Consider the following 23497-nt stretch of genomic DNA (forward strand, 5'->3'; position numbering starts at 1 on the left):
TCGGAGTGTGTAAACTTGACGTTAAACACTCCGAATTTTTTGACATTAAGTGGATGTCCCGCCGTAACCGAATAGCGGCTGGCGTAGCCAGAGGGCGGGGAGATACCCTCTTGTATGATTTAAAGGGATTTTTGATGGGAAAAGCATCTAATAGAAGTGCAGTGTACCTCTTTACAGGAAGATATTACGACGATAATGGCGGTAATCGTATTACTGCTGTTGGGGCTGGTGGTGAAGTTTATGCTTATGGCGGAAATGATGATGTTACCGTTGGTTCATTTAAAGTCGATGTATACCATACAGATGGCGACCTTACGGTAAAGGGAGTGTCAGGTTATACCGGTATTCATAAAACGGGAAATGGCGGGCTGTCATTTACGGGGGCTGCCGGTGTAGCTGCTATTGATCACACGGGTGAAACGGGAAATTTAAATTATTCGGGTGCGGCCGGTTATAATAAACTGGTCCGTAAAGGGTTGTCTGGTGATACTCGTTTTAGAGGGGCCGGTGGATACAATCAGTTATGGCATGAAACTAACCGGGGAAATTTAGATTTTGCTGGTGCAGGGGCAGGCAATGACATTAACCGTACCTGGTTTAACCGTTATCAAGATTCACAGGGAAATGTGATATTTAATGGTGCCGGTGTTGCAAACAGTATCAATTCGCGGGTAGAACGCGGTAATGTTACATTCAACGGGGCCGGTGCTGATAATCACATCGTACGTAAAGGTAAAGAGGGTAATATTATCTTACGTGGTGCGGGGGCATCGAATCGAATTGAGCGTGTATACCAAAATAAAGACGAGTATGAACAGACCCGTGGTGATATTACTTTTGAAGGTGTTGGCGGTTATAACCAGCTCTATTCTGATGTCGCGCATGGCAATATTAATTTCTCCGGTGCGGGGGCTTACAATGTAATCACCAGAATAGACGCGAATAGCGATTTCGATGGTGAGACACTGGAATTTGCTAAAGCTGAAGAGATCGTATTAACGACGGCAACGATGGGAGGACGCGGGATCGAAGAGTCCCAGTAAGTCACAGGGATGAAATCAACCGTCGAACCGAATACCTATCTTTTTGCCTTTACTGACAAAATGTACACTAAAATCAGCAAAGTTCGGCTGCAAAATAATCCCATTACGGGCAAACTCGGTTATTATGCCACTTCCTGGTATAAAGCGGGCAATCACCTTGAAAATCTTGCGGCGAAAGAAATTTCGTCAGGCAATGGATTTATCGCGATAAACGTTGATGGCGCTTATCATCTTTCCGGTTTAATCTTTGAGCGTCTGCAACCCGTCACGATCCATGCTATCGAGGAAAACCTGTTGTCAGATCAGTGGGTAACCTATGCGGGTGGCGTGATGGTTAAAGCGGAGGATATCTCGCTAGGCGATGCCAAAATGGAGGGGTATGTCGTCTTTTCTGATCAGGGAAAAGTCGATGTTTCCGCAGTCAAATCGAACCGAAAACCCAATACTTATGTGTATGCCAAAGTCATAGGATCCTATATCGAAGTAGTTGAAGTTCAGTTGGCCAATGATCCCGAAACAAAGCACCTCAAATACATCGCAACAGCCTGGTCTAAAGCAGGCGATCATACGGGTGATTTAGCCAATGAAGAGTTTTCCTATGCTAACGGGTATACCTCTGTCTGCCCCGGTTACACGTTAAGCCAGCTTCAATATGACATCAATACAGTGCGCCGTACCGCCCATCGATTAGTGCATAGCAAAGAATATCATCATCAAGACCTTGTGAAATTATCTGCAAGCAGTAATGACATTAATTTTAACGGTGCGGGTGGTGGAAACGTTATTACATCTGATGTCACACGGGGAGATATTAATTTCACAGGAGCGGGGGCGGCGAACGTTATTTTGCATGGCTCAAAGTTCGGTGATACGCATTTTAATGGTGCGGGTGCTGCCAACGTGATTGTAAAAAAAGGTAAAAAGGGCGATCTGATATTCCGTGGTGCCGGTTTAGCCAATGTCTTGGTTCACCAAGGCAAGAGCGGAAAAATGGATGTTTACGCCGGTGGCGCGGTAAATGTTCTTGTGCGTATCGGGGATGGGCAATACCTGGCTCATCTGCTGGCTTATGGCAATATCTCAATCCACAAAGGCAACGGTAGCAGCCGGGTGCGGATGCTGGGCGGATATAACACGCATACTCAGATAGGTAATGGTGATGGGAACTGGTCCGGGAAGGGTGGTTTTAACGTCATCACTCAAGCGGGAAAAGGGAGCATCTCCTCCGTACTGTTAGGTGGCGCTAACGCACTGACTAAGCTCGGGGCGGGCAGTCTGGTTGCCGGTATGCTTGGCGGTGCCAATATTATCAGCCATCTCAGTGAGGGGACTGAAACGTCAAACACCACAGCAATAGCGTTGGGCGGTGCCAATATCCTGACTAAAAAAGGAAAAGGCCATGCGCGGGCGGTCATGGGCGGCGGGGCAAATGTCCTTACGCATATCGGGGACGGCAATACCACGGGCGTTATGCTGGGTAGCGCGAATATCTTGACTAAAGTCGGGAGTGGCGACTCGACCGGCATTATGTTCGGCATAGGCAACGTGTTGACCCATGTCGGCGACGGTTTGACGCTGGGCGTGATGGCTGCGGCAGGCAATATCTTCACTAAAGTTGGGGAGGGGACATCTATCGCAGCCTTGACTGGTACTGGCAACCTGTTTACCCATGTCGGCAAAGGGGATGTTTGGGCGCTAATGGGCGGTGCAGTGAACGTCTTTACCAAAGTGGGTGACGGTGATGCGCTGGCATTGATGGTCGCGGCGGGCAATGTGTTTACGCATATTGGGGATGGCACCAGCGTTGCACTGATGCAGGCAGAAGGCAATATCGCCACAAAAGTGGGTAATGGTATGACCTTGGCGGCGATGATCGGTAAAGCCAATCTCTTTACCCATGTCGGGGAGGGCAATACCTTTGCGGCCCTGATTGGCGGGGCCAATGTGCTGACCAAAGTCGGTAACGACCAGACAGCCGCTTTAATGATAGGGAAAGCCAATATCTATTCCCATGTGGGTAATGGCCCCAGTATCGGTTTGTTTGCCGGTGAACTGAATGTCATGACCAAAGTGGGTGAGGGGACAACGCTGGCGGCCATGTTTGGTCGGGCCAATATAATGACTCATGTGGGGGAGGGTTTAACCGGCGTGTTAGCACTGGGTGAGGCCAATATCGTTACCAAGGTGGGTAATGATTTTATGGGGGTTGTTGCCACGGTGAAGGCGAACGTTATTACGCATGTTGGCAATGCGGCAACCGCCAGTATCCTGTTTGGCAAAGGCAATATTCTGACCAAAGTGGGCGACGGTACCACAGTTGGCCTGCTGATTTCCAAAGTGGGTAACGTGATGACCCATGTTGGTGAGGGCACGACAGTGGGGTTTGCCAAAGGAAAAGCCAATATCATCACGCAGATTGGTAATGGTACCGGCGTAAATGCGGCTTGGGGGGAAGCGAATATCCTGACGCAGGTGGGAAATGGCGACCATTACGCTTTTACGAAAGGTCAAGCCAACTTCGTAACTAAAGTGGGGATGGGACGGGAAGTCACGGTAGTGCAGGGGGATGCCAACATTATCACCCATGTGGGTAACGGTGACGATTATACCGGTGCCTGGGGCAAAGCCAATGTTGTCACTAAAGTTGGTGACGGGCGCAATGTAGTGCTGGCGAAAGGCAAGGCCAACATAATCACTCAGGTAGGTCAGGGAGATAGCTTTAATGCCTTATGGAGCGAAGGCAATATTGTCACCAAAGTGGGAGACGGTGTGCAGGTGACGGCGGCGAAAGGGACAGCTAACGTGACCACGACAATAGGCAACGGTTTAAATGTTACCGCCGCGCAGGGCGACGCGAATATTAACACCCATGTGGGTAAGGGTATTTCGGTTAATGTGGCGTGGGGTAAATATAACGTCAATACCAAAGTGGGCAATGGCCTGAATGTGGCGGTCATGAAAGGCCAGAGTAACGCCAATATTCAGGTGGGTCAGGGTTTAGCGGTTAATGCTTCTTATGCGCGCAATAATGTGGCGATTAAGATAGGTGAGGGTGATTTTTACAGCCTGGCGGTTGCCGCGAGTAATACAGAAAGCAACAAACTGGCCGCTTTCTTCAACAATATCAAACAAACTGCACTCGGTGTGATGGGCAGTCAGGCGATCAACTATCTGGTGAAGGGGGAGGAAACTAACACGTCGGGCACTCATAAAGGCAGAGGGGCGATTCATTTAGCGGAAGTTTCTGCTATTGAGGGTTTCCATATAGATGAAATTGCGCCAGTAAGTTCAAATTTGAGCAATCGTTTGCTTGGTTCTGTCACCGCGGCCGAAACGCCTGATCTCGAAAATATTCATCATTCATTGAATATTAATGAAAGCGATGATTCGGAACAGGAAATTAATCTGATCATCAATGGTGATTTTGAACAAGGTGAGTTGGGTTGGTTGGCCACTCATGGTATTGAAGCATATCACCCAGCCAGTATTTATGTCCTTGAAACAGAGGGATATGGCGAGCGCGTCAGTGAACTTGATGTGGAGAGAAACACCACGATTTATCAGGATCTGCAAAACTTGTCTGAAGGCGAGGTGATTTCACTGAGTTTTGATTTTGCCAATAGTCTCCATGCTGCTCTTACCGACAGTGGCATGGAGGTTTTATGGAATGGAAAACTTGTATTCTCGGCTTTTGACGGTGCCGCGAAATGGCAAAATAAAACACTGGAGCTAACAGCAAAAACAGGTAGTAACCGCATTGAGTTTAAAGGAACCGGTGAGGATGATGGTACAGGTTATATTCTCGATAATATTGTTGCTAAATCTAAGAGCTCACGACTCACTAAGGCTGTTATCGAACACGCGAAACAGGGTAAAGCGGCACAAAATGCATTAAACGATAAAGAAAAAGCGGAAAAAGATCGCCAGCTTCTAGAACAAGAAAAAGAGAAGCAACTGGCCGCGATGGCGAAATCGCAATCCCGATTAGAATCAACAAATCAGGCAGCACTTAACCAGAATGGGCAAGTGCAGCGAGCGGCGATAAAAGAAGAAGCTCAGGCAGTGACGGAAGAGCTGACTTTACTCGCGGACAAATTTAAAGCACTTAAAGACAAAACTGATGGGAGTCGTGAGTTAGAGAACCATTATCTCGACTATGCGAGTGGAATCGCTGAGGACATCCAGAAACGATTGGATGATATTAAGCCGACATTAGAAAAACGGCTGGTGGATATCCATCGGGATGCTATTGATATACAGCAAAAAGTAAAAGATACCGTGGTGCTATCAGCAGCCGGAACGGAAAAAGGTAAACAAAATCGTGATAAGGCTATTCTTGATGGTGTAGAGGCGCAATTAAAAGCAGAGCAGAGAAAAAAAGAAGCACTTTTGCAACAGCAGCAGGCGGAAAAGGCGAAGGATAACGCCAATATCGCGTATCAGAATGCAGAAAATCGGGGTCAGCGTGATATTGCGGCGGCGGAAAGTAAAGTGGCTCAAACCCAGGCGGATGCTAAAGGAGCGAAGTTGAGTAATGCCAAGCCTGTTCGCAGTGGTGCAAGTGGCAGCGGCTTGTCAGAAGAAAAAGCCTATGAGTCAACAGGGGCGGGAGAAACCGGCAGTCATATCGATCCGGAATCAATGCCGGAAGCGGGAAACCGATATTATCAGGGGCTGACCGAAGATGAATGGCAGGCGTTGGCGAGTGCGAAACAAGCTGTTAGCCGGTTGCAGATCAACGCGGGAATTCGTGCAAAAAATGCCGGTGCTTCGGTCATTTCTCTGTTTAGCGGAACGTCATACACTAGGGTTGTGGAACCTATCTCAAATCAACCCAGAAAATTAATCGCAAAAGCACCTGTAATGTCGGGTATCAATTTGCAAGGATTAGGGCAAATTACGGGTGGAGATAGCCTTAAATCCCATTTTTCCATCCTGAGAGAGTTTGAGCCTTTCTTGCTGAGTCAGGATGACAAACGGTTTATTGATTCAACGAAAAGATATTTTGGTCAGATAAATACCGATCGGCCCAGTAAGGCGCTAGAGGGAGTACGTGAGGCTTTCAACAATGCGGTCGAACAACCTGATGAACAGCATGTGTTGCAGCTTGAGCAAGCGCTTGCTCATTGGCAACAGCATGATCCTCATGAGTTTGCCAAGCGTGGTCGGTTAGTCAAAAGCCTGCGTTTTGAAATGGGGGAACTGGTTGCCTACCTTCAGGCAAAAAGAGCTGAATCCGTCGGGGTTCTGGGGATTAGTTTGGCACCTGACCATGTTGCACAGTTTGACCAACAGGTATCCTTTGATGGGTTTGGGCGTGTGGCGGGCTTGAAAGGCGACATCGCGCAAAGCGACATTAATCGTCTTACTGATTTACAAATCAAGCCATTGACTCAGACTAACTCTGTGGCAGAGCGGGAAGCGCCTAAAACTGAAAGTGACAGCCTTATCGTTTTCGTTAGCCGATTGCAACAGGAAGCGATCCCCGAAGGTATGCCGTTAGTTGAGCGGGCCAAAAACCTTTGGTTTAGCGGACAAGTCACACAACAGGAAACCATTAAGCTATTTGAGGATGCCGCTACCCAGTTGCAGACATATCCTGAATTACACACGTTAGCTCAACAGTTACTGGCGGATGCCCGTAAAGAAAAGGCCACGGGACAATATATCGACAACCTGTTTGGCCGCCATTTTGATTCTGAGTTGGCCGATGAATTGGTGAAAACAGCGCCACAGGATGCTATGACCACAGCCCGGCAGACAGGACAATTTCTGGTAGAGCAATTTGAACAGTGGGTAGAGGGTCGTTATCCTGATGTCACCGAGCGTGAGAAGATTGTTGCTGAAACGATGGAGAGTTTTGTCAAGGTCATCAATCGGGACTGTCGCCCCTGGTTTAGTCGAGTGCCTGAATTGATGACGTTTCTGGACGAACCGACTTTTGCCAATTTCAAGACCATGATGACTCAGGTTGATGATGGTTTTGCTGTGATTAAGGTACCATTTCTGGCAGTAAGAATGGCGGGCACAAAGGAAATGGGGATGGATAGGGCGGCGTGGAAGGTTGAAGGTGATCGTTTTTATTATGATGTTATCAGCGAAGCCCGTTCGCTCGGTACTAAACTGACTGTCGGGGCGAACGTCACGTACGAAGTTGAAGTAACTGGAAAGATGAAGACCAACGATTATGGTACGGCGCTGCCCCACCAGCCTGCGAATGGCAAATATGATGACTTTTTGTATGGCAGAAATATTGCCGTGGCGCGGATCTTAACCCCCGGACGGGAAACTACATTTGAGCGTAATGGGTTAGCGCACGGCCACGCGGTGTTGACAGGCGCGTCTGGCTCGACCAATGTCATGGTGCACCTCAATAAATATATCGCTCGTAAACAGCCTACTTTCTCGGCTGAGCAGGGCTATCTCAATACGCTGGCATTTTTGGTATTTGATGGTGGTCATTCTGTCAACGAAAGTCTGGTGGTTTATCAGGCACTACAGGCAACCACTGATGGACAACGTAAGCAGATATTGAATAGCTACACCGTCAATTATCGGGACTTGGTGGATATTGTCGGTGAGAAAGGTAAAGTTTGGGTCAGTCAGGCGTTGGATAATGCGTTTAAAGACACAGAGGCGCTTTATCGGAAACATGTCTGGGTGAAACCGCAACATCGCCCTGCGGTGGAAGCGCTGGACGGGTTATCTGGTAAGGAAGAGGCGTTAAAGCCTGCTATCATCGACGATACTCATCATCAAGGTGAAAAAATTAGCAAACCCCTTGATGACTGGCAGATGGTGGCGGTGACGCCGCAAATTGATGGTCGTGAAACTCGTTTTGATGGTCAGATCATTATCCAGATGGAGGATGACCCTGTAGCCGCCAAAGCAGCGGCTAATCTGGCGGGTAAACACCCGGATTCCAGTGTCGTGGTTCAACTTGACTCTGAGGGCAAATATCGTGTGGTTTATGGCGATCTTGCCCGATTATCCGGTCAGTTGCGTTGGCAAGTTGTCGGTCATGGCCGTGATGCGTCAGAGCAAAATAACATGCGTCTGAGTGGTTATACCGCTGATGAACTGGCGACCAGATTAACGCAGTTTTATCAGGACGCTAATTTGGCTAAAAGCATAACGCACAAACCTGATCACATTAGTCTTGTGGGCTGTTCTTTGATAAATGATGACAAACGGGATGGCTTTGCCCGTCACTTTATTACCGCCTTAAAGGCGCAGGGTATTCACACCACGGTTTCAGCTCGTCGTAGTGACGTTGACGTTGATGTGACTGGCCGTAAATTTACCCGGGATGAGCGCCATCAATGGATCCATAAGCTGGCTGATAACAAAGTCGTCCTGAGTTGGAATGAAAAAGGCGAACTTGAAACCCGTTCAGAGCGCGTGCGTCATCATATTGCTGAAAGCGATATCCATCTTTCGCGTGTCGGCATGGCGGATGCGGAGATGCCGGCCAGAGGGGCGGTTGTGGATAATACCGATATTTTCACAGTGCCGGAGAGACGCAAAAATAGCATTGAGACCGATTCAAGTGATATCTCGAATAACCGGCTAAGTTACTCGGGTAATATTCAGGTGGGTGTGGGGAATGGCGAATTCACCGCGCTCAATTGGGGAACCTCGAATGTGGGCGTCAAAGTCGGTATGGGGGGCTTTAAGTCACTGGCTTTCGGGGATAATAATGTGATGGTGCACATCGGCAATGGCGACAGTAAACACCGCGTCGATATTGCCGGTTATCAGGCGCTTGAAGGGGTGCAGATGTTTATTGGCAACCGTAACATCAGTTTCAATCAGGGGCGCAGTAATGACCTGATTGTGATGATGGATAAATCTCTGCCAACGCCGCCGCTGGTTAATCCGTTTGATGGTACCGCCCGTATTTCCGGGGTCTTGCAAGGTATTGCTCATTTTGGTGAAAAGCAGGAGTGGCTGGCGGCGCAAGATCAGCAATGGACCCTCGCCGGTGCGAAAAAATTTGTGCTGGATCTGTCCGGTTTGGACCAGACCAGCAGCGTGGACTATAAAACGCTGGTTGATCTGGATTCACAGCATGCCCGTAGTAGCCGTGGTTTGAAGCAAGATATTGAAGTGACGTTGAATAAAAAATTCAACCAGTGGCTCACCCGCAATGTGAGTGATATGGGCACAATGAGCCGCGCGAATAAATTCCGTCAGGTCAATGAGAAACTGGCATTCAACTTTGCGGTAGGTGGCCGGGGAGCGGATATTCAGGTGACCACGGGTAACTGGAACCTGATGTTCGGTGATAATATTCAGTCGATTTTGGATACCAACCTGGGTTCGTTGTTTGGCCTGATGACGCAGCAATATTCGGCAACGGGTATGGCGAAGACCACGTTTACCTATCATCCACAGGATTTGCCGCGTCAGCTTAAGAATAAGCTGCTGGGCCGATTAGCCGGTGTAAACGCGGAGACGACCTTAGCGGATATTTTTGGCGTGAATTACACCCCGGAAGGTCAGATGGTTTCCCGTACAGGAGACCTGGTTAATGGCGAAGCGATTCTGCGAGAGATGCTGGCCGTGATTGCAGAATTTAGTGGCGATCAACTGAAAGCGTTTACAAATCCGGAGAAGTTGCTTGATGGTTTGAAAGCGGGCATGGCGATGGGCGGGGATGGCATCAGATCGTTTGCTGAAAGTCATGGTCTGCAAGAGAGAGCCCCGGATGAAAACCGTGGATCAGAATTGCCAGTCAGCATCAATGGAATAAGTGCTCAGGCCGATGATAAAGCAAAACCTGTATTTGGTTTTAACTCTCTGAATCTGCCTAATCTGTTTGCAACGATGTTCAGTCAAGATAAGCAGACAGAAATGCACTCCTTAGTCACGCATCTGAAAGAGAATCTCACCGCGGATCTGCTCAATATGGAGCAGAAAACATTTGATTTCCTGCGTAACAGCGGTCATTTGCAAGGGGATGGCGATATCCATATCTCGCTGGGGAACTATAACTTCAACTGGGGCGGTGACGGTAAAGATCTCGGCGCTTATCTGGGTGATAACAACAACTTCTGGGGTGGTCGCGGAGAGGATGTTTATTACGCCATCGGTACTTCCAACCTCTTTACCGGGGGTGAAGGCAATGATCTGGGCGTCCTGATGGGGCGTGAAAACGGGATGTTTGGCGGTCATGGCGATGATACCGCGGTAATAGCCGGGCGGATTAACTATGCGTTCATGGGTGAAGGGAATGACCAGACATTTGTTTTTGGTGAAGGCGGGCTGATTGATGCCGGTAACGGGGACGACTACGTTGTTACCTCCGGCAACTACAACCGGGTGGAGACCGGGGAAGGTCAGGATTATGCCGTGACCATCGGGAATAACAACCGGGTTGAGCTGGGTGAAGGCCATGACTTTGGTCGGGTGTTTGGTAATGACAACCAGATTGACGGTAACGCGGGTGACGATGTTATTAAACTGATGGGCTATCATGCGGTAATTAATGGCGGAGAAGGTGATGACCACCTGATAGCGGCCACAATGTCGAAATTCAGCCAGTTTGACGGCGGTGAAGGTCAGGATCTGCTGGTGCTGGGGGGATACCAGAACGACTTCCGGGGGGGCGCAGGAGTAGACAGCTTTGTGGTCAGTGGTCAGGTCATTGACAGTCAGGTTGATGATATCAATGCGGAAGATATGATTGTTTTTAACGATATTGACTGGCAAAACCTGTGGTTCCAGCGCAGTGGATATGATCTGGTGTTATCAGTAAACCGTCATATTGAGGATAAAACTGCGCAGGGCGTCTTTGAATCAACAGGGTCAGTCACCTTTAGTGATTACTTTAATGGTAACCGAGCCAAACTGGTGGTGCAGATGGGGGATAAGAATGCCTCGGGGGAGCGGGAGTTTACTGCGCTGTCGGATAATGCGGTTGATACCCTAATCCAGGCAATGAGCAGTTTTGCGCCCACCGTGGGAGATAATGGCTTTATTGACAATCTGGCGAGTCAGGAGAAAATCGTCATGGCAACGGCGTGGGCAGATACCACTGTGGGTAAGGTGCAGTTTGCATAATTAATTCGCAAAAATAAAAGTTAAAATGAATAATAAAAAAGGCTCACAGAATCGGTGAGCCTTTTTTACTGCGGGGTAATAGATATTCATTATATTATAGTTCACTGTTCAAGAATTATTTTTATTAATAAGTTTTATTGGTTATAATTTCATTGCCAAAAAAGTAAGGTGTTATTATTTTATTCTTCCAAATGAAAGGTTAAAACCACCGGCTTTAGCCGGTCAGCTTTAGCTGCGATACTGTGTTGTACCGGAGGTGCAACATGGATTACAGATATGGCAGCCACACGGTATTTCAGATTGAATACCATTTTGTGTGGGTAACGAAATACAGATACAAAGTGCTGACAGGAGAAGTGGCAAGTCGAGTGCGAGAATTAATCCGTCAGACATGCGGCTCCTTTGAAATCAGAATATTAAAGGGAGTTGTGAGTCAAGATCACGTGCATATACTCGTCAGCAGTCCCCCAACATTAGCGCCAAGTGAAATCATGAGAAGGCTGAAGGGGAGAACGGCCAGTAAGCTGTTTGAAGAATTTTCGCATTTGAAAAAGCGGTACTGGGGCCAACATTTTTGGGGGCGAGGCTATTTTTGTGCAACGGTGGGGCAGTTAACGGAGGAAATGATCAAAAGCTATTTAGAACATCATTTTGAACCCAATCCGAATGATAATTTCAGGATGGATAATTGACGCGTCGTTTAGCCGACGCGTATCCGGACTTTCAGTCCGTTAATCACTAACCCACCTACTTTAGTAGGTGGTTGTTTAGTTACTTGTACTGTTTTGATGGTTATAATCTGCATGGTTATTTACGGAGATGGAATAAATAATTGACGAAGTTTTATATCATAGGTGTTACTTTATTATCTTCTCTGTGTTTCCGATATTATCGCAGAAAGAGATCTGCGATAATAATCTTTCTGAATTTGGCGTTTTCCTTGTTATACCCTATGGATTTCAAGATGCATCGCGGCGGCAAGGGAGAGAATCCCCAGGAGCATAGATAACTATGTGACCGGGGTGAGCGAGTGCAGTCAACAAAGAAGCAACTTGAAAGATGACGGGTATATATCCATTTTATTAATAAATTACTTTTTGGAAAAAGTATGTCTGATAAATTCATGCAAACAATATCTGATATTAATTTTAATGGTGGGTTTTTTCTTTATTTAATTTTTTGCTATTAAAAATCAGAAGATTTCACTATTTCATGAGAACTTAAATATTCTCAATAACGGGTACATCCGTTAGGTGCCGTGGTTTTCTGTTTAACCCAAATAATAAATTAAAGGACTATTTATGGGTAAATCATCAAATAGAAGTGCAGTGTACCTCTTTACAGGAAGATATTACGACGATAATGACGGTAATAGTATTACTGCTATTGGTATTGGTGGTGAGGTTTATGCTTATGGCGGAAATGATGATGTTACCGTTGGTTCATTTAAAGTCGATGTATACCATACAGATGGCGACCTTACGGTAAAGGGAGTATCAGGTTATACCGGTATTCATAAAACGGGAAATGGCGGGCTGTCATTTACGGGGGCTGCCGGTGTAGCTGCTATTGATCACACGGGTGAAACGGGAAATTTAAATTATTCGGGTGCGGCCGGTTATAATAAACTGGTCCGTAAAGGGTTGTCTGGTGATACTCGTTTTAGAGGGGCCGGTGGATACAATCAGTTATGGCATGAAACTAATCGGGGAGATTTAGATTTTGCCGGCGCAGGGGCAGGCAATGATATTGACCGTACCTGGTTTAACCGTTATCAAGATTCACAGGGAAATGTGACGTTTAATGGCACCGGTGCTGCAAACAATATCAGCTCGCGGGTAGAACACGGTAATGTTACATTCAACGGGGCCGGTGCTGATAATCACATCGTACGTAAAGGTAAAGAGGGTAATATTATCTTACGTGGCGCGGGGGCATCGAATCGAATTGAGCGTGTATACCAAAATAAAGACGAGTATGAACAGACCCGCGGTGATATTACTTTTGAAGGTGTCGGCGGTTATAGCCAGCTCTATTCTGATGTCGCGTATGGCAATATTAATTTCTCCGGTGCGGGGGCTTACAATGTAATCACCAGAATAGATGCGAATAGCGATTTCGATGATGAGACACTGGAGTTTGCTAAAGCCAAAGAAGTTGTATTAACGACGGCAACGATGGAAGGAAGCTGGATACGAGAGTCTCAGCAAGTTACAGGGATGAAATCAACCGTCGAGCCGGATACCTATCTTTTTGCCTTTGCTGACAAAATGTACACTAAAATCAGTAAAGTTCGGCTGCGAAATAATCCCACCACGGGCAGACTCGGTTATTATGCCACTTCCTGGTATAAAGCGGGCAATCACCTTGAAAATCTTGCGGCGAAAGAAATTTCGTCAGGCAATGGATTTATCACGGTAAATGCTAATGGCGCTTATCATCTCTCCGGTTTAATCTTTGAGCGTCTGCAACCCGTCACGATCCATGCTATCGAGGAAAACCTGTTGTCAGATCAGTGGGTAACCTATACGGGTGGCATGATGGTTAAAGCGGAGGATATCTCGCTAGGCGATGCCAAAATGGGGGGGTATGCTGTCTTTTCTGATGGTAGCACAGTCGATGTTTCCGCAGTCAAATCGAACCGAAAACCCAATACTTATGTGTATGCCAAAGTATTGGGACCCTATACCAAAGTGGTTGAAGTTCAGTTGGCCAATGATCCCGAAACAAAGCAACTAAAATACATCGCAACAGCCTGGTATAAAACAGGCGATTATACGGGTGATTTAGCCAATGAAGAGTTTTCCTATGATAACGGGTATGCCTCTGCTGGCTCCGGTTACACATTAAGTCAGCTTCAATATGACATCAATACAGTGCGCCGTACCGCCCATCAATTAGTGCATAGCAAAGAATATCATCAGCAAGATCTTGTGAAATTATCTGCAAGCAGTGGTGACGTTAATTTTAACGGTGCAGGGGGCGGAAACATTATTAAATCTGATGTCACGCGGGGAGATATTAATTTCACAGGGTTGGGGGCAGCGAACGTTATTTTGCACGACTCAAAGTTCGGTGATACGCATTTTGACGGTGCGGGTGCCGCCAACGTGATTGTAAAAAAAGGTGAAAAGGGCGATCTGACATTCCGTGGCACGGGTTTAGCCAATGTTCTGGTTCACCGGGGTCAGAGTGGGAAAATGGATGTTTACGCCGGTGGCGCGGTAAATGTTCTTGTGCGTATCGGGGATGGGCAATACCTGGCTCATCTTCTGGCTTATGGCAATATCTCAATCCACAAAGGCAACGGTAGCAGCCGGGTGCGGATGCTGGGCGGATATAACACGCATACTCAGATAGGTAATGGTAGCGCGGATTGGTCTGGGTCTGGCGGTTTTAACGTCATCACTCAGGCGGGAAAAGGGAGCATCTCCTCTGTACTGTTAGGCGGCGCTAACGTACTGACTAAGCTCGGTGCGGGTAGTCTGGTTGCCGGTATGCTTGGCGGTGCCAATATTATCAGCCATCTCAGTGAGGGGACTGAAACGTCAAACACCACCGCCATTGCGTTGGGTGGAGCCAACATCTTTACCAAGAAAGGGAAAGGCCATGCGCGGGCGGTCATGGGCAGCGGGGCAAATGTTCTTACGCATATCGGGGACGGCAATACCACGGGCGTTATGCTGGGTGGCGCGAATATCTTGACTAAAGTCGGAAAGGGCGACACAGCTGGCATCCTGTTCGGCATAGGCAACATGTTGACCCATGTCGGCGACGGTTTGACACTGGGCGTGATGGCCGCGGCAGGGAACATCTTCACTAAAGTCGGGGAGGGTACATCAATTGCGGCCATGATTGGCGCGGGTAACCTGTTTACTCATGTCGGCAAAGGGGATGCATGGGCATTAATGGGGGGAGTGGGTAATATTTTTACCAAAGTGGGTGACGGTGATGCGCTGGCATTGATGGTCGCCGCAGGCAATGTGTTTACGCATATTGGGGATGGCACCAGTGTTGCGCTGATGCTGGCAAAGGGCAATATCGCCACGAAAGTGGGTAATGGCATGACGTTGGCGGCGATGATCGGCAAAGCCAATATTTTTACCCATGTCGGGGAGGGCAATACCTTTGCGGCCATGATTGGGGGTGCCAATGTGCTGACCAAAGTCGGTAACGGCCTGACCGCTGCCTTAATGGTAGGGAAAGCCAATATCTATTCGCATGTGGGCAATGGCCCCAGTATCGGTTTGTTTGCCGGTGAACTGAACGTGATGACCAAAGTCGGTAATGGCACAACGCTGGCGGCCATGTTTGGTAAAGCCAATGTGATGACCCATGTGGGGGATGGCTTAACGGGGGTCTTGGCTCTGGGTGAGGCCAATATCGTTACCAAAGTGGGTGATGATTTTATGGGGGTTGTTGCGGCGGCGAAAGCGAACGTTATTACGCATGTTGGTGATGCGACAACCGCCAGTATCCTGCTTGGCAAAGGCAATATTCTGACCAAAGTGGGCGACGGTACCACAGTTGGCCTGCTTATTTCCGATGTGGGTAATGTGATGACCCATGTCGGCGAGGGCACGACAGTGGGGTTTGCCAAAGGTAAAGCCAATCTTATCACCAAAATTGGCGATGGTGCCGGGGTGAATGCGGCTTGGGGGGAAGCGAATATCCTGACTCAGGTTGGTGATGGCGACCGTTATAATTTCGCGAAAGGTCAAGCCAACCTCGTAACTAAAGTGGGGAAGGGACAGGAAGTCACGGTAGTGCAGGGGGATGCCAACATTATCACCCATGTGGGTAACGGTGACGATTATACCGGTGCCTGGGGCGAAGCCAATGTTGTTACTAAAGTCGGTGACGGGCGCAATGTAGTGCTGGCGAAAGGCAAGGCCAACATAATCACTCAGGTAGGTCAGGGAGACAGCTTTAATGCCTTATGGAGCGAAGGCAATATTGTCACCAAAGTGGGAGACGGTGTGCAGGTGACGGCGGCGAAAGGGACAGCTAACGTGACCACGACAATAGGCAACGGTTTAAATGTTACCGCCGCGCATGGCGACGCGAATATTAACACCCATGTGGGTAAGGGTATTTCGGTTAATGTGGCGTGGGGTAAATATAACGTCAATACCAAAGTGGGCAATGGCCTGAATGTGGCGGTCATGAAAGGCCAGAGTAACGCCAATATTCAGGTGGGTCATGGTTTAGCGGTTAATGCCTCTTATGCGCGCAATAATGTGGCGATTAAGATAGGTGAGGGTGATTTTTACAGCCTGGCGGTTGCCGCGAGTAATACGGAAAGCAACAAACTGGCCGCTTTCTTCAACAATATCAAACAAACGGTACTCGGTGTGATGGGTAGTCAGGCGATCAACTATCTGGTGCAGGGGGAGGAAGTTAACACGTCGGGCACTCATAGAGGCAGAGGGGCGATTCATTTAGCGAAAGTTTCTGCTATTGATGGTTTTGAACTGGATGAAATTGCGCCGGTAAATTCAGATTTAACCCATCATCTCAATGGTGTTGTCACAGCGGTGGAGACGCCTGACGTCAGTTCAATAGAAGGTGCTTTGAGTCAAAAAACGCAATCGGTGTCAGATCAGAGTAAAAATTTGATCGTCAATGGTGACTTTGAACAAGGTGAGCTGGGCTGGCAGTCAACTCATGGTATAGAGGCATATGGTTCAGCGAGTGTTTATGGTTTTGATATTGCCAGTCATGGAGAACGCGTCAGTGAACTTGATGCGGAGAGAAACACCACGATTTACCAGGATCTGCAAAACTTGTCTGAAGGCGAGGTGATTTCACTGAGTTTTGATTTTGCTCATCGTTCCAATGCCTATATTATCAACAATGGTATGGACGTTTTCTGGAATGGAAAACGAGTATTCTCAACGTCTGGAAATGCAATAGAGTGGCAAAGTAAAACGCTGGAATTAATTGCACGGGCAGGCAGTAACCGCATTGAGTTTAAAGGAACCGGTTTGAATGATGGTGTAGGCTATGTTCTGGATAACGTTGTTGCAAAATCTGAGAACCCACGACAAACCGATGTGGTTACCGAACATGTGAGACAGGGTAAAGCAGTACAAAATGCATTAAGCGATAAAGAAAAAGCGGAAAGAGATCGCCAACTGTTAGAACAGGAACAAGAGAAACAACTGGCAGGAATTGCGAAATCGCAATCCCAGTTGGAATTAACGGATCAGGCAGCAGTTAGCCAAAATGGGCTGATACAACGCAATGCGATAGAAGCAGAAGCGCAGGCCGTGACGGAAGAGCTGACTTTACTCGCGGACAAATTTAAAGCACTTAAAGATGAAACTGATGAGAGTCGTGAGTTAGAGAGCCATTATCTCGACTATGCGGGTGGAATCTCTGAGGACATCCAGAAACGATTGGATGATATTAAGCCGACATTAGAAAAACGGCTGGCGGATATCCATCGGGATGCTATTGATATACAGCAAAAAGTAAAAGATACCGTGGTGCTATCAGCAGCCGGAACGGAAAAAGGTAAACAAAATCGTGATAAGGCTATTCTTGATGGTGTAGAGGCGCAATTAAAAGCAGAGCAGAGAGAAAAAGAAGCGCTTTTGCAACAGCAGCAAGCGGAAAAGGCGAAGGATAACGCCAATATCGCGTATCAGAATGCAGAAAATCGGGGTCAGCGAGATATTGCGGCGGCGGAAAATAAAGCGGCTCAGACTCAGGCGGATGCTAAAGGGGCGAAACTGAGCAATGACAAGCCTGTTCGCAGTGGTGCAAGTGGCAGCGGCTTGTCAGGAGAAAAAGCCTATGAGTCAACTGGCGCGGGAGAAACCGGCAGCCATATCGATCCGGAATCAATGCCGGAAGCGGGAAACCGATATTATCAGGGGCTGACCGAAGAAGAGTTGCGAGCGTTGGCGAGTGCGAAACAAGCTGTTAGCCGGTTGCAGATCAACGCGGGAATTCGCGCAAAAAATACCGGTGTTTCGCTAATTCCTCGGTCTGTTGAAACACAATCTGACAGCATTATGGGATCTCCTTTACATGAGACGCGTGAACTCATTAGAAAAGTGCCGATAATTTCTGGTGTTAATCTGGAAGAATTGGGGGAAAGTGAAAAAAAAGAGCTCAACGTTGTCGTACTAAATAAGATTTCAAAATAGCGCTACATCTTATACCACTCATAATTCTATGTATAACAATGGGTTGGATGGGGCTATGTGTAGCATAATTACGAAACGTTATTTAGAAAAAATCGTCGATGTCGACCAGTGGTTTGATAATGGTAACGATAATACGAGGTTACCCGATGAGTTATATTTCATTGAAGACCGGATTGTATTTAATCATCAAAGAAATACTAAAATTCTTACGGAGAATGTGGATAGCGCTTGGAAACCCTTGCCAAAGTTGATGTCGGTAAGTGAGTTTCAGGAAGCGGCATCGGTGGTGGGCAAAATTCGTGGTGATAATTACAAAAAAGTCATTGATGCGCTAGAGAGTTATCACAATATCCAACAAGGCAGAAAAGACTATATATTGAATGTGGTTAGAAAATTATCCGATTTGCGCCAACAAGTTGAAGGATACCTCTTAGGTCATCCTGACTCAGGTCGTGTACCGGCGATGAGGGCCTTATTGTCTCAAATTGACACGTGCTTTAATGAGTCGATGGTCTTTGCTGGGTCCACCGTAAAAATCCCAGGGCAAGGCGATTTCAGTAGGCTGTATGATCAGCTTGGCAGTGCCAATCTTAAAGATTCAAAACACCTTTATATTGATGAAAACGGTGATTTTGTTACTCGGGGTAAGGAAAATATTCATATTAATCAGAAAGCGGAAAGTGCTGATAAGGCGGTTGAGCAAGTCAAAGCGGCGGTTATTCAAGAATATGGTCAAGATATTTCAGATGCCGTCTTCTCGAATCTGAAAGCCAGCGATTTATCGAATGACGGGAAAGGTATTGATGTCTCTGGTTTAAGAAAGATCCATCAGGCGATTGAGCAATATTTATCTCCAATAAGTGCCACACTGTTTGTTTGGAAACCAAGCGCTCATAGCCTATTAGGCCACGGCGCAATGCAAATTGGCCAGGGGCGTGCGCATGTTAATGCGGACATCGCAGGCTTTATCAATAAGAGAAATTATGCCAGTTGGTGGCCGTTGTTGAATCATAGAACCCTTGAAATAGATGTCGCCTACGAAGAGCGCGATAAGTTCGGTTTGAGATATGGTGACTATAAATTACAACGTTTCACTAGCAGGCTAGAATGGGCACAAGGGGTAGATGTCGCCTTCAAAGATGTTACTGAAGACTTTACTATGATGGCATTGGCAGATCCTAGATTGCTGCAATCATCCGGTATTCCTAAACAGATATACCAGCCATTTGTTGACATGTGGAATGGTTATGAACACGAGAGGGCAGATGTTGGCAGGTTTTTTGCGGAAGAACTGCGATACCAAGCCAATAAAAATGTTCAAGACCCTCAATTGATAGAAAAACGTACTGCCAATGTCATTCGTCAATTTAAAGAGCGAGAGTTGGCGGATATTCAGAACTTTAGAGACCGCGAAGCCGATCAAGGGCGCGTATTTCGTATTAATCTTGAAGGTCTGGATGTGGCGGCAATGCAGGCGAAATGGCGTAAAATCAGCAATGATCCTAATGAACATTACCAACTGCTGAGGAATAACTGTTCAAGCATTGTTGCCAGAATATTAAAAGCAGGGGGAGCAGATAAACTTGTCGGCCATAAGTGGCTGCCAAAGTTTGGTGTCTGGACGCCAACCGAGTTGTTTAACTATGCTCAGGCACTTCAGGAGGCTCAGCTTGAAATAATAGCGAAAAAGAAAAGCCACACGCCTGTGGAAGATTTAACCGCATTATCTGGCAAAAATAAGGTATTGGAAACGGCTGTGGTGAAAAATGGCGGCACTTCGTTACTGAATCAGCTTATTACCAAGGGGGGCTTGCGTAGATATAATGATGTTGCCAATGTGCCGCGTGTTCAATTGCTTAATAGTTTGCAAGTCGCACCAGCGGTAAAGTTAGCTCATAAGCCCGTTGAGCTCTGGCAAACCGCCGAGGTAACACCACAAACCGATGGCCGTGAAACGCATTTTGATAGTCAGATCATTATCCAGGTGGAGGATGACCTTGCTGTCGCCGAAGCAGCGGCTAATCTGGCGGGTAAACACCCAGATTCCAGTGTCGTGGTTCAGCTTGATTCTGAGGGTAAATACCGTGTTGTCTACGGCGATTTATCTCAACTTAAACCATCAGACAAGTTGCGTTGGCAACTTGTGGGGCATGGTCGTAGCAAATCAGAGCAGAATTACACTCGTCTGGGTAGTTACAGTGCAGATGAGCTGGCCGTGAAACTCAAACAATTCACTCGAAACTTTAGTCAGGCGGGTAAACCAGACCACATTAGCATCGTGGGTTGTTCGCTGATAAGTGATGACAAACGAAATGGTTTTGCCCGTCACTTTATTACGGCCTTAAAGGAGCAGGGTATTCAGACGACGGTTTCGGCTCGTCGTAGTGCAGTCGCCGTTGATGTGGACGGCCGTAAATTTACCTGGAATGAACGCCGTCAATGGATCCATAAGCTGGCTGATAACAAAGTCGTCCTGAGTTGGAATGAAAAAGGCGAACTTGAAACCCGTTCAGAGCGCGTGCGTCATCATATTGCTGAAAGCGATATCCATCTTTCGCGTGTCGGCATGGCGGATGCGGAGATGCCGGCCAGAGGGGCGGTTGTGGATAATACCGATATTTTCATTGCACCAGAGAAACGCAAAAATAACATTGAGACCGATTCAAGTGATATCTCGAATAACTGGCTAAGTTACTCGGGTAATATTCAGGTGGGGGTGGGGAATGGCGAATTCACCGCGCTCAATTGGGGAACCTCAAACGTGGGTGTCAAAGTCGGTATGGGGGGCTTTAAGTCACTGGTTTTCGGGGATAATAATGTGATGGTGCACATCGGCAATGGCGACAGTAAACACCGCGTCGATATTGCCGGTTATCAGGCGCTTGAAGGGGTGCAGATGTTTATTGGCAACCGTAACATCAGTTTCAATCAGGGGCGCAGTAATGACCTGATTGTGATGATGGATAAATCTCTGCCAACGCCGCCGCTGGTTAATCCGTTTGATGGTACCGCCCGTATTTCCGGGGTCTTGCAAGGTATTGCTCATTTTGGTGAAAAGCAGGAGTGGCTGGCGGCGCAAGATCAGCAATGGACCCTCGCCGGTGCGAAAAAATTTGTGCTGGATCTGTCCGGTTTGGACCAGACCAGCAGCGTGGACTATAAAACGCTGGTTGATCTGGATTCACAGCATGCCCGTAGTAGCCGTGGTTTGAAGCAAGATATTGAAGTGACGTTGAATAAAAAATTCAACCAGTGGCTCACCCGCAATGTGAGTGATATGGGCACAATGAGCCGCGCGAATAAATTCCGTCAGGTCAATGAGAAACTGGCATTCAACTTTGCGGTAGGTGGCCGGGGAGCGGATATTCAGGTGACCACGGGTAACTGGAACCTGATGTTCGGTGATAATATTCAGTCGATTTTGGATACCAACCTGGGTTCGTTGTTTGGCCTGATGACGCAGCAATATTCGGCAACGGGTATGGCGAAGACCACGTTTACCTATCATCCACAGGATTTGCCGCGTCAGCTTAAGAATAAGCTGCTGGGCCGATTAGCCGGTGTAAACGCGGAGACGACCTTAGCGGATATTTTTGGCGTGAATTACACCCCGGAAGGTCAGATGGTTTCCCGTACAGGAGACCTGGTTAATGGCGAAGCGATTCTGCGAGAGATGCTGGCCGTGATTGCAGAATTTAGTGGCGATCAACTGAAAGCGTTTACAAATCCGGAGAAGTTGCTTGATGGTTTGAAAGCGGGCATGGCGATGGGCGGGGATGGCATCAGATCGTTTGCTGAAAGTCATGGTCTGCAAGAGAGAGCCCCGGATGAAAACCGTGGATCAGAATTGCCAGTCAGCATCAATGGAATAAGTGCTCAGGCCGATGATAAAGCAAAACCTGTATTTGGTTTTAACTCTCTGAATCTGCCTAATCTGTTTGCAACGATGTTCAGTCAAGATAAGCAGACAGAAATGCACTCCTTAGTCACGCATCTGAAAGAGAATCTCACCGCGGATCTGCTCAATATGGAGCAGAAAACATTTGATTTCCTGCGTAACAGCGGTCATTTGCAAGGGGATGGCGATATCCATATCTCGCTGGGGAACTATAACTTCAACTGGGGCGGTGACGGTAAAGATCTCGGCGCTTATCTGGGTGATAACAACAACTTCTGGGGTGGTCGCGGAGAGGATGTTTATTACGCCATCGGTACTTCCAACCTCTTTACCGGGGGTGAAGGCAATGATCTGGGCGTCCTGATGGGGCGTGAAAACGGGATGTTTGGCGGTCATGGCGATGATACCGCGGTAATAGCCGGGCGGATTAACTATGCGTTCATGGGTGAAGGGAATGACCAGACATTTGTTTTTGGTGAAGGCGGGCTGATTGATGCCGGTAACGGGGACGACTACGTTGTTACCTCCGGCAACTACAACCGGGTGGAGACCGGGGAAGGTCAGGATTATGCCGTGACCATCGGGAATAACAACCGGGTTGAGCTGGGTGAAGGCCATGACTTTGGTCGGGTGTTTGGTAATGACAACCAGATTGACGGTAACGCGGGTGACGATGTTATTAAACTGATGGGCTATCATGCGGTAATTAATGGCGGAGAAGGTGATGACCACCTGATAGCGGCCACAATGTCGAAATTCAGCCAGTTTGACGGCGGTGAAGGTCAGGATCTGCTGGTGCTGGGGGGATACCAGAACGACTTCCGGGGGGGCGCAGGAGTAGACAGCTTTGTGGTCAGTGGTCAGGTCATTGACAGTCAGGTTGATGATATCAATGCGGAAGATATGATTGTTTTTAACGATATTGACTGGCAAAACCTGTGGTTCCAGCGCAGTGGATATGATCTGGTGTTATCAGTAAACCGTCATATTGAGGATAAAACTGCGCAGGGCGTCTTTGAATCAACAGGGTCAGTCACCTTTAGTGATTACTTTAATGGTAACCGAGCCAAACTGGTGGTGCAGATGGGGGATAAGAATGCCTCGGGGGAGCGGGAGTTTACTGCGCTGTCGGATAATGCGGTTGATACCCTAATCCAGGCAATGAGCAGTTTTGCGCCCACCGTGGGAGATAATGGCTTTATTGACAATCTGGCGAGTCAGGAGAAAATAGTCATGGCAACGGCGTGGGCAGATACCACTGTGGGTAAGGTGCAGTTTGCGTAATTAATTCGCAAAAATAAAAGTTAAAATGAATAATAAAAAAGGCTCACAGA

4 protein-coding genes and 1 pseudogene are annotated in these 23497 nt (G+C 47.6%); all 5 read left to right on the forward strand.

The annotated features are described in order from the left end of the window. Window positions 1-53: 53 nt before the first annotated feature. The 5 genes and pseudogenes from PluTT01m_RS06895 to PluTT01m_RS06915 all read left to right on the forward strand — a co-directional run bounded on the left by PluTT01m_RS06895 (window position 54) and on the right by PluTT01m_RS06915 (window position 23447). Window positions 54-1043 carry a hypothetical protein gene (locus tag PluTT01m_RS06895; protein WP_125043746.1) on the forward strand — a complete coding sequence of 330 codons (990 nt, stop codon included), beginning with the start codon at window positions 54-56 and terminating at the stop codon, window positions 1041-1043. A gap of 9 nt (window positions 1044-1052) precedes the next feature. Continuing rightward, complete coding sequence (gene rtxA / locus PluTT01m_RS06900; protein ID WP_082303115.1) at window positions 1053-11108, forward strand: MARTX multifunctional-autoprocessing repeats-in-toxin holotoxin RtxA; 10056 nt, start codon at window positions 1053-1055, stop codon at window positions 11106-11108. 263 nt (window positions 11109-11371) lie between these two features. Further along, window positions 11372-11800, forward strand: a complete 429-nt coding sequence (gene tnpA, locus PluTT01m_RS06905) for an IS200/IS605-like element ISPlu2 family transposase (RefSeq protein WP_011145659.1) — start codon at window positions 11372-11374, stop codon at window positions 11798-11800. A gap of 609 nt (window positions 11801-12409) precedes the next feature. Then, a pseudogene (rtxA, locus tag PluTT01m_RS06910) lies at window positions 12410-18070 on the forward strand (MARTX multifunctional-autoprocessing repeats-in-toxin holotoxin RtxA); the annotation flags it as partial. 250 nt (window positions 18071-18320) lie between these two features. Continuing rightward, the gene (locus tag PluTT01m_RS06915) at window positions 18321-23447 is read left to right on the forward strand and encodes a C80 family cysteine peptidase (RefSeq protein ID WP_049789759.1); all 5127 of its coding nucleotides are present in this window, start codon (window positions 18321-18323) and stop codon (window positions 23445-23447) included. Window positions 23448-23497 lie beyond the last annotated feature (50 nt).

The sequence above is a fragment of the Photorhabdus laumondii subsp. laumondii genome (assembly GCF_003343245.1).
GTDB lineage: Bacteria > Pseudomonadota > Gammaproteobacteria > Enterobacterales > Enterobacteriaceae > Photorhabdus > Photorhabdus laumondii.

Coding starts and splice junctions, on each gene's coding strand:
- PluTT01m_RS06895 (WP_125043746.1), top strand. CDS start 54: ATGTCCCGCCGTAACCGAATAGCGGCTGGCGTAGCCAGAGGGCGGGGA.
- rtxA (WP_082303115.1), top strand. CDS start 1,053: ATGAAATCAACCGTCGAACCGAATACCTATCTTTTTGCCTTTACTGAC.
- tnpA (WP_011145659.1), top strand. CDS start 11,372: ATGGATTACAGATATGGCAGCCACACGGTATTTCAGATTGAATACCAT.
- PluTT01m_RS06915 (WP_049789759.1), top strand. CDS start 18,321: ATGTGTAGCATAATTACGAAACGTTATTTAGAAAAAATCGTCGATGTC.